This is a genomic window from Paenibacillus sp. FSL L8-0494 (assembly GCF_038003695.1).
GTDB lineage: Bacteria > Bacillota > Bacilli > Paenibacillales > Paenibacillaceae > Paenibacillus_AQ > Paenibacillus_AQ odorifer.
Window position 1 is genome coordinate 2,198,187 of sequence record NZ_JBBOPQ010000001.1, and the last position, 14,016, is coordinate 2,212,202.

General features: G+C 44.7%; 14 protein-coding genes. 11 read left to right on the forward strand and 3 right to left on the reverse strand.

Annotation, left to right across the window (positions count from 1 at the left end; translation table 11 throughout):
* The first annotated feature begins 118 nt into the window (after window positions 1-118).
* The 4 genes from NYE35_RS09770 to pyk all read left to right on the forward strand — a co-directional run bounded on the left by NYE35_RS09770 (window position 119) and on the right by pyk (window position 4,025).
* Complete coding sequence (locus NYE35_RS09770) at window positions 119-307, forward strand: hypothetical protein (protein WP_036678895.1); 189 nt, start codon at window positions 119-121, stop codon at window positions 305-307.
* A 72-nt stretch (window positions 308-379) separates the two neighbouring features.
* Window positions 380-1,273, forward strand: a complete 894-nt coding sequence (gene accD / locus NYE35_RS09775) for an acetyl-CoA carboxylase, carboxyltransferase subunit beta (RefSeq protein ID WP_036678897.1) — start codon at window positions 380-382, stop codon at window positions 1,271-1,273.
* A 1-nt stretch (window position 1,274) separates the two neighbouring features.
* The gene (locus NYE35_RS09780; protein ID WP_036678900.1) at window positions 1,275-2,276 is read left to right on the forward strand and encodes an acetyl-CoA carboxylase carboxyltransferase subunit alpha; all 1,002 of its coding nucleotides are present in this window, start codon (window positions 1,275-1,277) and stop codon (window positions 2,274-2,276) included.
* 330 nt (window positions 2,277-2,606) lie between these two features.
* Window positions 2,607-4,025, forward strand: a complete 1,419-nt coding sequence (gene pyk, locus NYE35_RS09785) for a pyruvate kinase (RefSeq protein ID WP_038569666.1) — start codon at window positions 2,607-2,609, stop codon at window positions 4,023-4,025.
* A gap of 185 nt (window positions 4,026-4,210) precedes the next feature.
* On the opposite strand, the gene NYE35_RS09790 is transcribed toward pyk, so the two are convergent.
* Window positions 4,211-4,912, reverse strand: a complete 702-nt coding sequence (locus NYE35_RS09790) for a G1 family glutamic endopeptidase (RefSeq protein ID WP_244886450.1) — start codon at window positions 4,910-4,912, stop codon at window positions 4,211-4,213.
* A 127-nt stretch (window positions 4,913-5,039) separates the two neighbouring features.
* Between NYE35_RS09790 and NYE35_RS09795 the strand changes: the two genes are divergently transcribed.
* The 3 genes from NYE35_RS09795 to NYE35_RS09805 are packed head-to-tail and all read left to right on the forward strand — an operon-like array spanning window position 5,040 to window position 7,186.
* Complete coding sequence (locus tag NYE35_RS09795; protein ID WP_036678905.1) at window positions 5,040-6,224, forward strand: MFS transporter; 1,185 nt, start codon at window positions 5,040-5,042, stop codon at window positions 6,222-6,224.
* Between the two features lie 39 nt (window positions 6,225-6,263).
* Entirely contained in the window at window positions 6,264-6,791 is a 528-nt protein-coding gene (locus NYE35_RS09800) for an acyl-CoA thioesterase (RefSeq protein ID WP_038569667.1), read from the forward strand.
* Entirely contained in the window at window positions 6,788-7,186 is a 399-nt protein-coding gene (locus NYE35_RS09805; RefSeq protein ID WP_036678910.1) for an FxsA family protein, read from the forward strand. The genes NYE35_RS09800 and NYE35_RS09805 overlap by 4 nt, the downstream gene beginning before the upstream one ends.
* Window positions 7,187-7,275: 89 nt before the next feature.
* On the opposite strand, the gene ytvI is transcribed toward NYE35_RS09805, so the two are convergent.
* Entirely contained in the window at window positions 7,276-8,391 is a 1,116-nt protein-coding gene (ytvI, locus tag NYE35_RS09810; RefSeq protein WP_038569669.1) for a sporulation integral membrane protein YtvI, read from the reverse strand.
* 397 nt (window positions 8,392-8,788) lie between these two features.
* Here ytvI and citZ point away from each other — a divergent pair, with 397 nt between their 5' ends.
* The 4 genes from citZ to NYE35_RS09830 all read left to right on the forward strand — a co-directional run bounded on the left by citZ (window position 8,789) and on the right by NYE35_RS09830 (window position 12,920).
* Complete coding sequence (gene citZ, locus NYE35_RS09815; protein WP_038569670.1) at window positions 8,789-9,901, forward strand: citrate synthase; 1,113 nt, start codon at window positions 8,789-8,791, stop codon at window positions 9,899-9,901.
* A gap of 147 nt (window positions 9,902-10,048) precedes the next feature.
* Window positions 10,049-11,344 carry an NADP-dependent isocitrate dehydrogenase gene (gene icd, locus NYE35_RS09820; RefSeq protein ID WP_038569672.1) on the forward strand — a complete coding sequence of 432 codons (1,296 nt, stop codon included), beginning with the start codon at window positions 10,049-10,051 and terminating at the stop codon, window positions 11,342-11,344.
* A gap of 78 nt (window positions 11,345-11,422) precedes the next feature.
* A complete protein-coding gene (mdh, locus tag NYE35_RS09825) occupies window positions 11,423-12,364 on the forward strand; it encodes a malate dehydrogenase (protein ID WP_038569673.1) in 942 nt (313 codons plus the stop codon).
* 127 nt (window positions 12,365-12,491) lie between these two features.
* On the forward strand, window positions 12,492-12,920 hold the full coding sequence (locus NYE35_RS09830) for a hypothetical protein (RefSeq protein WP_036678923.1): 429 nt from the start codon (window positions 12,492-12,494) through the stop codon (window positions 12,918-12,920).
* 76 nt (window positions 12,921-12,996) lie between these two features.
* On the opposite strand, the gene NYE35_RS09835 is transcribed toward NYE35_RS09830, so the two are convergent.
* A complete protein-coding gene (locus NYE35_RS09835; protein ID WP_341120834.1) occupies window positions 12,997-13,935 on the reverse strand; it encodes an AraC family transcriptional regulator in 939 nt (312 codons plus the stop codon).
* Window positions 13,936-14,016: the final 81 nt, after the last annotated feature.

The window sequence follows — 14,016 nt, forward strand, 5'->3', positions numbered from 1 at the left end:
TTCCTCAGTCTTGCTTCCTATGCCCTACTCCTGTTGCGGGAAAAAAGAAAACTGTGTTATCATAATTCCATTATACGGGATACGGCTGGGAATTAAGATTGGGGAGGCCTTGCAGGGCATGTGGACGGTAATATATATCGCGCCGACCGCCAGAGTGGCGGATATGATTAAGAGTAAGCTAACAGAAGAAGGTTTTTTGGTAGAATGCCGTCCAATCAATATGTCCAAGCAGCAGTTTGAGATATTGGTTCCTTCAGGTGAACTGGAGGAAGTACAGGAAGTCCTTAATCTTATTCTGCATCCCTGAGTTTCTTACAAGACAAAAGTCATGACAGCGGCAAGCTGCATAACGCAAATAAACGGCTGAAGAGGTGCGGGTGTGTTCAAAGATTTATTTCAGAAGAAACGGAAGTACGCGACTATTCCTTCAGAACGTCTGGAGCGGAGCGGCGGGCCTGCGGAAGGCGAACGCCCCAAACGTGAAATCCCTGAAGGATTAATGAGCAAATGTAATAAATGCGGAACGATCCAGTATAGTAAGGAATTAGAGAAGAACCTAAAGGTATGTCCTACTTGTGGTCACCACATGCGCCTAAATGCTGTGGAGCGCATTGCGATGACATTAGACCCTGAGGGCTTTATTGAGTTTGACAGTGAAATGTATTCTATCGACCCGCTGAAATTTCCGGGTTACGCTTCCAAAGTGGAGCAACAGCAGCTGAAATCTGGACAAACTGAAGCCGTAATTACGGGTCAGGGTTCCATTGGTGGCCATCCAGTCATCGTAGCTGTGATGAATTTTGAATTTTTCTCAGGCAGTATGGGCTCTGTAGTAGGGGAGAAGATCACCCGTGCGATAGAAGAGGCCACGGAGCAACAGCTTCCACTCCTTATTTTCTCTACTTCAGGTGGAGCGAGAATGCAGGAGAGTATTCTTAGTCTAATGCAAATGGCGAAGACCAGCGCTGCGCTGGCTCGTTTTAACGAGGTTGGAGGTCTTTACATCTCGATAATTACGGATCCTACTACCGGTGGAGTATCTGCGAGTTTTGCCAGCCTTGGTGATATAATTATTGCAGAGCCTGGAGCGGTATTTGGTTTCGCAGGACGTATAGTCATTGAGCAGACCATTCGCCAGAAGCTTCCGGATGATTTCCAGACCGCTGAATTTAATCTTCAGCATGGGTTGCTTGATATGGTCGTGCACCGCAAAGAAATGCGCGCTACATTGACTAAAATTTTGGAGCTGCATGACGTGAAAGGGGGATTTTAGGTTGGCAGGAGAGTTGCCTTTTGAAATGCCTCTGGTAGAAATGCGCAAGAAGATTGCTGAACTGAAGCAGTTTGGCGAAGAGAAGGGTATTGATTTTACGGACGAGGTAGCTAGGCTGGAAGAACGATACCGTGTGCTGGAGGAAGAGATATATTCTAATATTTCTCCTTCGCAAAAAATGCATTTGGCTAGACATCAAGGACGTCCGACTTCCCTTGATCTTATGGGGCAGATCTTCACAGATTTTATTGAGCTCCACGGTGATCGGATGTTTGGGGATGATCTTGCTATTGTAGGCGGCATCGGTAAACTAAATGGGTTGCCGGTTACAGTTATTGGCCAGCAGCGCGGTAAAGACACCAAAGAGAATATTTTACGATTCTTCGGCAGTGCACACCCTGAGGGCTTCCGTAAAGCGCTGCGTCTGATGCAGCAAGCGGACAAGTTCAAACGTCCCATTATTACCTTCGTGGATACGAAAGGTGCATACCCAGGCAACACAGCCGAGGAAAGAGGTCAATCCGAAGCGATTGCCCGTAATTTACGCGAGATGTCTCAGTTTGGTGTCCCTGTAATCTGTGTGGTCATCGGTGAAGGCGGAAGCGGTGGCGCCCTGGCATTGGCGGTTGGAAATAGAGTGCTCATGCTGGAACATGCCATTTATTCGGCGATATCTCCAAACGGAGCGGCCTCTATTCTGTGGAAGGATGCTTCGAAGGCTGATCAAGCGGCAGAAGCCATGAAGATAACGGCTGCTGATCTGCTTGAGATGGAAGTTATAGAAGAGATCGTACCAGAGCCTAAAGGCGGCGCTCATCGGGATTACGAAGCAACGGCAGCGGCGATTAAGGATGCATTATGGCGGCATCTGCAGGAGCTAACCCAGATGAACTCAGTGGAATTGAAGGATGATCGATACCGTAAATTCCGTAAAATTGGTGAGTTTGCAGAGGCTCAGCAGGAACAAATTTTCATTGAAGAAGAAGTGAAGTCAGAAGTGTAAAAGTGCAAAATCATTTGCACTTTAAGACATATAGCTATACTTAGTGGGTCTTTTGGATATAGTGTAAAATATACAATTTATTGGAATTAAAATAATCTCGATCCACTAACGGGATTATTTTAATTTTTTTTATGTTTACAGAAAATTCGACTTAAAGTTACACCCAAAAGTGCCTACAACATTGATTTTGTGTCTGGTTTGCAGTAATATTCATAAGGGCGTACTTAAAGGCACATGTGACAAAGTTCCTATTTTATTAGTTAGCCTTGTAGTAGATTTTGTAGTTGGAAAAAGTGAGACAGAGAGAACGAAAAAACGGAGGAAAACCTAATGCGGAAAAGTAAAATTGTATGTACGATCGGACCTGCGAGTGAATCGTTGGAGAATATCAAAAAATTGATTTTGGCTGGTATGAATGTGGCCCGTCTGAATTTCTCCCACGGCGATTTCGAAGAGCACGGTGCTCGGATCAATACGATCCGTCAAGCATCTAAGGAACTGAACAAAACAGTTGCTATCCTGCTCGATACTAAAGGACCGGAGATTCGCACAGGCAAGCTGGAAGTAGAACCGATTGAACTTGTTCAGGACGAGTACCTGACACTGACTACGGAAGAGATCCTTGGTAATCAAGATCGTATTTCCATCACGTACAGCGAACTTCCTAACGATGTTCAAGTAGGATCCACAATCCTTATTGATGACGGTCTGATTGGTTTGACAGTTGTCGACATTCAAGGTACAGAAATCAAGACCCGTATTGTAAACGGTGGTACGATTAAGAGCAAGAAGGGCGTTAACGTACCAGGAGTAAACATCTCCTTGCCGGGTATTACGGAAAAAGACACCAACGATATTCTTTTTGGTATCGAACAGGACATCGATTTTATCGCCGCTTCCTTCGTTCGCAAAGCTAGCGACGTTCAGGAAATTCGTGAGCTGCTTGAGAAAAACAACGCTTCTCACATCCAAATCATTTCCAAAATCGAAAACCAACAAGGTGTTGACAACCTTGATGAAATTTTAGAAGCTTCTGACGGCCTGATGGTTGCTCGTGGTGACCTTGGTGTTGAAATCCCAGCTGAAGATGTACCTTTGGCTCAAAAATTGATGATTCAAAAATGTAACGTTGCTGGTAAACCAGTTATCACAGCTACACAAATGTTGGATTCCATGCAACGCAACCCACGTCCTACTCGCGCTGAAGCAAGTGACGTAGCAAACGCTATTTTAGATGGAACAGATGCAATCATGCTTTCCGGAGAAACTGCTGCTGGTAAATATCCAGTAGAATCCGTACTTACAATGTCCCGCATTGCTGAGAAAGCGGAATCCGCTCTGAACCACCATGAAATCTTCATGAAACAACAAACTGCACAAGAAACTACAGTTACAGAAGCAATCAGCCAATCCGTTGCAATTTCTGCTTTGGATCTGAACGCTAAGGCTATCATTTCTTCGACTGTAACAGGTCATACTGCACGCGTTGTTTCCAAATACCGTCCTAAAGCACCAATCATTGCCGTTACAACACAAGAAAGAACTATGCGTCAATTGTCCCTCGTTTGGGGCGTAACGCCAGTGTTCGGACAAGTTGCATCTTCCACAGATGAGCTGCTGGAAACAGCAATCAAAGGTGGTAAGGATTCCGGTCTGGTTCAAACTGGTGACCTAGTTGTGATTACTGCAGGAATTCCACTTGGACGTTCTGGTTCCACTAACTTGGTAAAAGTAAGCACAATCGAGTAGTTTTCGACTGGCTTCACCTGTTTAACAGGTTCCATAGAGCTTAATTAAAGGGTTGTCTCAACTGTAGTGTAAATCTACAAGCGAGGCAGCCCTTTTTTCGTGTTTATCAACATATTCGATTGAAGATTATGTTAAATCCATTTATGCTGTTAGTAACAAATCTTGAATGACAGGTTCGAGAATTTTTATTTGGGGTATGTTCGTTTGACAGTAAAAGAATCCCCACGATGGTTTGGACAAGAAGGAACGGCGATAGTAGCGTTATTTTGCACCATGATTCCTCCCATATTTAGGGTAAGCCTCGGACTTTTGCCATTAATTCGACAGCAATAGAAGCAAGTAGGGGAGACGCGCGCCAGCTTTGCGATCGAGCCGTCTACCTCGGGAGCCTCCATAATCCATTCACCAGAGGTTTGTGGTCCGTTGTATCGCTGCAATGTTCGAAAAATCCAATTTCGGCTCAAATTGCGGAGCGTAATCGTCCATTTGTTGCGGCCTACCTTCGTGATGTTAGCTTTTATATGGTCTCCAGGGCTCACTGGAAGGGGAATTACCGTTTCAACATCAGGTAGGATTTCCCACCAAGCGTAATACCGGGCACGGCCATTTACGAATTCATGGCCTGTTCCCGTTTGGATCAGGCTGCTGTTCTTGAAACCGTCGATTCCAATCCAAGCAGAGGAATAGGAAGGTTTAGAGGTTGGTTTTACGGAGGGAACGATCCATTCGCCGGCAATGCGGTTAAAGGTCCCCTTTTTTCCAGTGATTGTATACCCGCTCCAGTTTGTTGAAGACCAGCCGAAGCCGGAGCTTTGAAATTTGTTCGCATTAGATTTGTCTTTTAGACATGGATGATTGACCCGAATAGAATTTTGTTTATCATTCAACTTGTCCACCGCCTTTATAGTACTGCTATATTAAATGCGGTGATTACATAGGAAGTACGGGTGTTCTGCTAAAATATAAGAGAGTGCAATGCTTGATTAAGAAGCTGGAGAGGATTTGTAGCTTAAAATGGAAAAATTATCGAAGCTGCGTGGCTTTTATCTGTTTTTAGGATTGGCCGGTGGTTCATTTGGCTCATATCTAACGCTGCTGCTTGTACACAATGGACTTGATAGCGGGCAAATAGGTATACTAATGGCAACAGGCACGCTAATTGCGATCACGATTCAGCCAATATGGGGAATTGTCTCGGATCGGTATAATCAGACACGTTTGGTACTAATCCTAAGTGTGGCGATACCGGCTTTATTAGCGGTCTTTTACCGTTCGGAATATTTTATAGTGTTACTGCTGGTGTATACCCTCTCAACAATCTTTTCCTCAACACAGGCGCCTATAGCCGATTCTTACGCGATTTCAGCGGCGAAGAGGGCTGGGGCTACTTATGGTAGTATAAGGCTTATGATGAGCATTGGAGCGGCAGTGGGAGCCTATTTAGGCGGATTGTATGTATCGTCCTTCTCTGTATCCACGATATGGCTGCCCTTTCTTATGTTTAATCTAATTGCGGTTCTTATTGCATTGACGCTGCCAAAGCAGGCAGAAGAGAATCATATGATGCGGCAATCGTTTTCTCAGGGGGTTAAAAAGCTGCTGGGGAATCGGGTGTTCCTAGCGTTTTTGGGTGGCAGTTTTCTTGTGAACCAGACGATGACTGCTTTTGGAACCTACTTCGTTATCGCGTTTCAGTCGGTTGGAGGTTCAACTCGTTATGCAGGAATTGCGCTTTTTCTCGCATCTGTAACGAACGTGCCCTCCATGCTGTTTGCTTCCAAGGTAATCAAAAAGCTGGGTCGCGAGCGGACGCTGCTCCTTGGTGCACTTATTTATGTCTTGCGGTGGGGCATTCAGGTGGCATTCCCTTATCCATCCGTAATGATTGGAGTGCAGGTACTGCATGGTCTGTCATTCGGGTTCTTTTATATTGCTGCCGTTGAATATGTATCTCAGATCACCTCTAACGAGATGCAGGCGACTGGGCAAAGTGTTTTTAATATGGTGTTCTCGGGTTTTGCCGGTGTTGTTGGCAATTTATTAAATGGATTCTTGCTCAATCAAGGCGGTGTAGAAGTGATGAACCTGTCTTGTATGTTGAGTTCAATCGCAGGAGCGATGCTGCTATTTTATGTCGCCAGAAGCTCCCGAAGCAAACTATCAACGACAAAGCTATCTTCAGACGGGGCCAGGGCATAAAGCTCTCCCTGCTGCCTATGCCGAAAGGAGTATTTATAAATGGAATTACAGCAAGACGGCTTGCGAAGCCGGTGGTATGAATCGACCCTGCGTGTTCGATACCAGGAAAGTGATCAGATGGGCGTTGTGTATCATGCGAATTATTTGAACTGGTTTGAGTCTGGCCGTACGGAGTTGTTACGTCAGCTTGGCTTTACTTATCGTGAGCTTGAGAATCAGGGAGTGCTGCTTCCTGTTACCTCAGCCGATTTGCAATTTAAAAGTCCGGCGCGATATGATGATCTTATCTCCGTGTATGCGCGAATGACTACCTTTTCGGCGTTAAGAGTCGCATTTGAGTATCAGGTGCGGAGGCTCTCGGAAGCAGAAGGTAGGAATTTAGAGGGTTCAGCGGCTACTTTGGGACAATTGCGGTCGATGGACCTCCCCGGGGAACTGCTGGTTACCGGCTCGACAAATCATGTTTGGGTGAATCGAGAATGGAAGCCTGCCAGGCTGGATAGAGCCCTTCCGGAGCTGTTTCACGCGATTAAAGGAGCGCTGCGGGAAGAAAGGGGTTCTGTATGATTAGAAGCAAATGGTTGTGGGCTGCATTATTTATCATTCCTGCCGTGGAATTATTCGGCTTTATCTTTGTAGCAGATCAGCTTGGAGCATTCAAAACGCTGCTGCTTATGTTGACCACCTCGGTTATTGGTTTATTGATGATGCGTTTCGAAGGGAATAAGGTGCTGCAAGACAGCAGAACACATATGCAGGAGGGACGCGTTCCTGGCCGGACGATGCTGGATGGCCTATGCATTTTTTTCGGGGGCTTACTGCTGATCTTACCTGGTTTCGTAACGGATATTGTAGGTTTCTCCTTGGTGTTTCCGTTGACTCGGCCTTTGTATCGTATATTTTTGCTGAAGTGGATTGAGAAAAAGATGAAAAACGGCACCTTCACTTTTTACCGCCGCTAGTTATAATCAAAACAAAAACAGAGCGGATCCCGGTCATTGATAGGGATCCGCTCTGTTTTGCTATTCTAGGAATTGTAGGGTATTGTTTATTATCTTAGTCTTCCGCTGACAATATAGCTGTGTAACGCGTGAAATACACCTGCTCGGTTAAAGGCTACAAGGATAACTAGAATAACGGGACCGATGATCAGCCCAAGCATGCCGAACAGCTGCAAACCTGCAAACATACCGACCAGCATAGCAAGGGGATCAAGCCCAATGCTGCTGGCGAGCACTTTCGGCTCAAGCACTTGGCGGGTTATAAGGATAACGGCATATAGGATAGTAAGTCCGATCCCCAGTGCCAGATTGTCTGTCATGTAAGAGTATAAAGCCCAGGGAATCATTACGATTCCAACCCCTAAATAAGGCAGCAGATCCACAAAACCAATCATTAAGCCAATAGCGAAAGCAGATTTTACACCCAAGAGCAGCAACCCGGTCACGACAATGACCGCTGTAATCGAGATGAGGATTAGCTGAGCCCGGAGATAGCCGAAGAGAGCTTTTCGCAGATCCCGCCAGATATCCGATACAGGCTTTAAGAACGGTGCTGGCAGCCAGCTTGTGAGTTTGGCATTATGTCTTTCCCAGCTAGTACTAATAAAAAAGGCAGCGAGAACGACCACGATAAGAATTGTACCCATACTGGGTAGAGCAGAGATCAGCTTTAAGATCACATTAAAAAATCCGGTCACCACTTGCGTAACTGCGTAACCAACTGTTTCCGTTGTTCTGCTGATATTGCTGTCAATGGTGGCGTGATAGTCAGGATTGTCGCGGTAGAACTGATTTATCTGGTTAATGATATTCTGTATGCTTGCATTCTGGCTCAAAGACAGCAGAAGCTCTCTCCATTGGTCCGTATGAAGATTAAAGGTCTGCAGCAATACGATCAATTCTTTCACTAGCCTTGTAATCATCGCGGTCAGTACTAGTGCGGTTCCGCCTATGTAAAATAGCAGCGAGAGCGACACTGCGAGCCACGCTGGGAGCTTAAGACCTTTAAGAATCAACACTAGTGGATGCATGATATAAGCGAGCAACCAAGCGAGCAGGAGGGGGTATAACAGCGGAAGCAATAAATAGATTGCCAGCAGGAGGATAGAGGTAGCCAGAACGACCCACAGGCCGCGCAGCAGTCTTTTTAATGCTAATCGGTCCATACGAAGATCTACACCTCCTTCATTCCTGCTGATGCAGGGGAATAAAAGCTCGTCTTCATATATATTCATAGAACGTATTTAAAGACTAGGAAACGGGATAAATATTGGGCTGAACCGGATGCTATAAACTAAAATCCCAACTGTGAATCAAGGGTTTAGAAGTTTTTTTCTATCTCTGTGATAAAATCATTTGATGCGCTGCAAAGCTTCCACATTGTTCACATAACCGACAAAATCCAGTATGATGAATAAAGATTCGATTACGAAAGTCAGACAACATCCTCGCCGGATATGTCCTTGAACTGCACTTATTAGATTTTTCAATGCTTTAAATTGGAAATGTTTTCATGAAACCGAGAATGCTTTTTATACCTTGTTGGCAAAGGAGAGATATGCTATGACAGCTACCAAAGGCTTGGAAGGTATCGTTGCAACAACTTCATCCATTAGCTCTATTGTGGATGGGGTACTCACTTACCGTGGTTATGATATTGATGATCTCGCAGAAAATGCTACCTTCGAAGAAACCGCTTATTTATTGTGGTTTGGCAGTCTACCAACAACACCAGAGCTGGAAGCGCTCAAACGGGATTTCAGTGCTTTCGCACGGATTCCTGAGCCAGTTATCGAGCAAATGAAGCTCTATCCAAAAGACACCAACACCATGGCAGCATTGCGGACTGCTGTATCAAGCCTTGCTCTCTATGATGAAGCGGCTGACGATATGAGTAGAGAAGCTAACGAGATTAAAGCAGTAAAACTACAGGCACAGCTCCCGACGGTTGTGGCAGCCCTATCGCGTATTCGCAAAGGTCTGGAACCTGTGGCTCCTAAAGAAGGCGTCTCGATTGCCGAGAACTTCCTGTATATGCTATGGGGAAAAGAGCCTGACAGTGTATCTGTTAAAGCGCTTGATACCGCACTTGTGCTTCATGCGGACCATGAGCTGAATGCTTCAACTTTTGCAGGCCGGGTTACGGTTGCAACCTTGTCCGATATTTATTCAGGCGTAACCTCTGCTATCGGTGCACTCAAGGGTCCACTTCACGGTGGGGCGAATGAAGCCGTTATGAAGATGCTTGAAGAGATCGGAAGTTTGGAAGCGGTTGAACCTTATATTCATAAGAAGCTGGATAACCGTGAGAAGATCATGGGCTTCGGCCATAGAGTATACAAGAATGGTGATCCACGTGCTAAACATCTGATGAAAATGTCACTTGAACTTGGCACAATGAAGAATGATACTACGCTGTATGATATGTCCGTAAATATCGAGGAATTGATTACCGGACAAAAGGGACTTAAACCAAATGTTGATTTCTATTCGGCATCAGTTTATACACAGCTGGGTATTGAACGTGAGCTGTTCACTCCTATCTTTGCAATTAGCCGGACTTCAGGCTGGACTGCGCATATTCTGGAGCAATATACAGATAACCGTATTATCCGGCCACGTGCAGAATACACAGGTATGATTGAACAGAAATACGTTCCAGTAGACGAAAGATAGAAGGGCAGCCTTGCAGGCTGCTCCTAAAGTTTAGTAGAATGAACCCTAGAATATATGCAATAATGCATATTCATACGTAGAGAGTTTTGTTCGAGGCTTGTCCATGAGAAATTAAATCCCACAAAACTTTAGGAGGAATACACTCAAATGTTGAAACTAGAAAAATTCGATCTGCCAACAGAAGGCGAACAAATCACAATTAAAGATGGTAAACTGCAGGTTCCTAATCATCCAATCATTCCTTTTATCGAGGGTGACGGCACAGGCCGTGATATTTGGAAGGCTTCCAAACGCGTACTTGATGCAGCAGTAACTAAAGCTTATGGCGGCACAAAGCAAATCGCTTGGTACGAAGTTTTTGCTGGCGAAAAAGCCTTCAATACATATGGCGAATGGCTGCCAAATGATACATTGGAGGCAATCCGTGAATATTTTGTAGCTATTAAAGGTCCGCTTACGACTCCAATCGGAGGCGGTATTCGTTCATTGAACGTAGCTTTGCGTCAAGAGTTGGATTTGTACGTATGTCTGCGTCCAGTTCGTTATTTCGAAGGGGTTCCTTCTCCTGTTAAACGTCCTGAGCTGGTGGATATGGTTATTTTCCGTGAGAATACGGAGGATATTTATGCAGGGATTGAATATCAAGAAGGTTCTGCTGAAGTGAAGAAAGTCATCGAATTCCTGCAAAAAGAGATGGGAGTTAACAAAATCCGTTTCCCTGAAACTTCTGGTATTGGTATCAAACCAGTATCCTCCGAAGGTTCGAAACGTTTGGTGCGCGCTGCGATTGAATATGCGATCAAACACGGACGCAAGAGCGTAACGCTTGTGCACAAAGGAAACATCATGAAGTTCACTGAAGGTGCCTTCAAAAACTGGGGTTATGAAGTTGCTGAGCAAGAGTTCGGAGGTAAGGTCTTCACTTGGAATCAATATGATGTGATTAAAGAACGTGAAGGTGAAGCTGCTGCCAATGCTGCTCAGAAGGATGCTGAAGCTGCAGGCAAAATCATCATCAAGGATGCCATTGCGGATATCGCATTGCAACAAGTTCTGACTCGTCCGACTGATTTTGATGTTATTGCTACCTTGAACCTGAACGGGGACTACCTGTCTGACGCGCTTGCTGCGCAAATCGGCGGTATCGGTATCGCTCCTGGAGCGAACATTAACTATATTTCTGGACATGCGATTTTTGAAGCCACTCATGGCACCGCACCTAAATATGCGGACAAAGATGTTGTGAACCCTGGTTCCGTGATTCTGTCCGGTGTAATGTTGCTGGAGCATCTGGGCTGGCAGGAAGCAGCAGATCTGATTTATAAAGGTATGGAAACAGCTATTAATAACAAGACCGTGACTTATGACTTTGCCCGCCTGATGGAAGGCGCAACTGAACTGAAATGCTCTGCATTTGCCGACGAGATTATTAATCACCTCTAAGAGACTGGCTCAACCAACTGAATATATTGAAGTTTAGCTAATACAAGCTATACCGACACCGTTCTAGGAGGAGAATCCTTGGCAATCAAACGTTATAAAATTACAGTTGTAGGTGCCGGTTTTACTGGTGCTACTACAGCTCTTATGCTTGCTCAAAAGGAGCTTGGTGACGTTGTGCTGCTTGATATCCCACAAATGGAGAACACTACCAAGGGGAAGGCACTAGATATGCTGGAAGCAGGTCCTGTACAGAAATTTGACAGTCAAATTACAGGAACCTCAAGCTATGAAGATGCTGCGGATTCAGATATTGTAATCATCACTGCAGGGATTGCCCGTAAACCTGGAATGAGTCGCGATGATCTCGTGAACACCAATGCAGGTATTGTGAAGTCGGTATGCGAGAACATAAAACGTGTAGCACCAGATTCCATTGTAATCATTCTGAGCAATCCAGTTGACGCTATGACCTATGCAGCATTTAATGCGCTGGGTTTTCCGAAGAGTCGCGTAATTGGACAATCCGGAGTGCTGGATACAGCCCGCTATAACACGTTTATTGCACAAGAGCTGAAGGTATCCGTTGAAGATGTACGTGGTTTCGTATTAGGCGGACATGGCGACGATATGGTACCCCTTGTAAGGTATTCCAGTGTCGGTGGCATTCCAATTGATACATTGATATCTGCGGAGCGTATTGATGAGATTGTGCAACGTACACGTGTGGGTGGCGGAGAGATTGTTAACCTCTTAGGAAATGGTAGTGCTTATTATGCACCAGCGGCTTCTTTAGTTCAGATGGCGGAAGCTATCTTGAAGGACAAAAAACGGATCATTCCGGTTATCGCCTTGCTCGAAGGAGAATATGGCTATGATAACCTGTTCATGGGTGTTCCGGCGTTACTTGGTGCCAATGGTATCGAGAAGATTTTTGAACTGGAGCTTACAGCTGAGGAAAAAGCGGCTTTGGATAAGTCTGCTGAGTCCGTGCGTAGCGTAACAGCTGTAATAACTGTATAGATTGTGACAGAGGTATGAAGAAACCCCCATTTTGTTTACTTAAAATGGGGGTTTCCTTTTCTTCTTAAGCAATAATGGGTATAATTAAATGTAACTATTATCACAGTTAAATCGGAGGAGATATGTTATGGATTGGAACGTTTTGTTTTTCTTACATATGATCGGAACCTTGGCACTTGGCTTCTACCTTGTGCTACCCTTCATTCTAGGACGTGCAGAGAAACTGTCGTCTGGGGCGAAAGAAGGAACTTTAAGTGCCGTAACCGGATTTAATCGTTTTGCGCAGTATGGATTGGTGATCCAACTCCTTACAGGCGGTTATATGATGACCAAAGGTGATTATTCAGTAGCGTGGATGATTATTGTTGTTGTGTTACTGCTAGCGATGTTTGCGCTTGGCGGTATTATGAGCAAGCCTTTGCGTCTTGCAGCAGCTGGAATTCGTGAGAACCGCGACGTTAGCGCAGAGACTGGCAAATTGCGCACACTTAGTGCACTGCTTACGGTGTCATTGCTATTGATGGTATTCTTCATGGTGTTTAACGACATAGTTTAACTTACAGCGAATTATACCCGCCTCCGTAATGGAGAGCGGGTTTTTCGTATGTTCCGGTGATTTATCTTCATAAACGTTAATCCCTGATAGGATTAGTATAAGATTTCGGCCGGTAGTTTAAGGGAGAAACACCCGTCCATCGCTTGAATTGTCGGCTGAAGTGGCTCTGGGAAGCAAACCCGAGTTGTTCAGAAATCATCTGTATTTTTAAATCGGTATGAAGCAGTAAATGTTTTGACTTCTTTAATCTTAGGTTAGTTATGTACTGCCTAGGAGATATCTTATACACCTTTGTAAACAACTTATGGCACTGCACCCGACTTAAGCAAAGCTGCTCAGCAATCAAATTAACCGTGAGCTCCGGTAAATGAATATTGGCTGCAATATATTTTTCGATCTGATGAGCAGTTTCCACCTCGTACAAAGAGTTTGCTTGTCTCGCTGTGTTGGAATTCTCTGAATTCGAGAGCTGTACATCAATGAGTTCAGTCAAAATCATCAGAATGATCGCTTGCAAACGAAGCCTTTCTTTTACAAGGATCATTTCTTCAATTTCCTCGGGAAATCCAGTGGATGCCGTCGTGGCGAGAATATTGTTCTTAATAAATTCATCCAAATGTTCCAACTGGTGATTTAATCCCGAACGCTGCATTTGTTGGTTATTCCATTTCTGTACAGCCTGAGATTGAAACCATTCACGAAACTTTAAATCGTCAATATCGAAATGAAAGGAGAGGTAAATATAGTTGCTCAGGCCTGAATTAACTACATAATGACGTAAGCCAGGCGGAATGATTAACCAATCCCCTTTACCAAAGGCGATGGAGCTTCCTTCTACATATTGATGGGAGTTGCCATCGTAGCAATACAATAGTTCGAAGATTTTGTGATGATGATCAGGGTATGCCCACCCAGATTCTGCTACACGATAATGAACACCGATCAGCTGCAGTGTACTTATAATGTTCGGAAAGCTGACTTTGTAAGCGATAGGAGTTCTCCTCCTTAGGATCAATAGGGATGTTCTTAATTATATCAAGGATACCTATACATATGACCGTTTTGCAGTGTGAGCCGTTGATCAATTCCAAGTTTT

Coding starts and splice junctions, on each gene's coding strand:
- ytvI (WP_038569669.1), bottom strand. CDS start 8,391: ATGGACCGATTAGCATTAAAAAGACTGCTGCGCGGCCTGTGGGTCGTT.
- NYE35_RS09770 (WP_036678895.1), top strand. CDS start 119: ATGTGGACGGTAATATATATCGCGCCGACCGCCAGAGTGGCGGATATG.
- NYE35_RS09800 (WP_038569667.1), top strand. CDS start 6,264: ATGGAATTACAGCAAGACGGCTTGCGAAGCCGGTGGTATGAATCGACC.
- citZ (WP_038569670.1), top strand. CDS start 8,789: ATGACAGCTACCAAAGGCTTGGAAGGTATCGTTGCAACAACTTCATCC.
- NYE35_RS09795 (WP_036678905.1), top strand. CDS start 5,040: ATGGAAAAATTATCGAAGCTGCGTGGCTTTTATCTGTTTTTAGGATTG.
- icd (WP_038569672.1), top strand. CDS start 10,049: ATGTTGAAACTAGAAAAATTCGATCTGCCAACAGAAGGCGAACAAATC.
- NYE35_RS09830 (WP_036678923.1), top strand. CDS start 12,492: ATGGATTGGAACGTTTTGTTTTTCTTACATATGATCGGAACCTTGGCA.
- pyk (WP_038569666.1), top strand. CDS start 2,607: ATGCGGAAAAGTAAAATTGTATGTACGATCGGACCTGCGAGTGAATCG.
- NYE35_RS09805 (WP_036678910.1), top strand. CDS start 6,788: ATGATTAGAAGCAAATGGTTGTGGGCTGCATTATTTATCATTCCTGCC.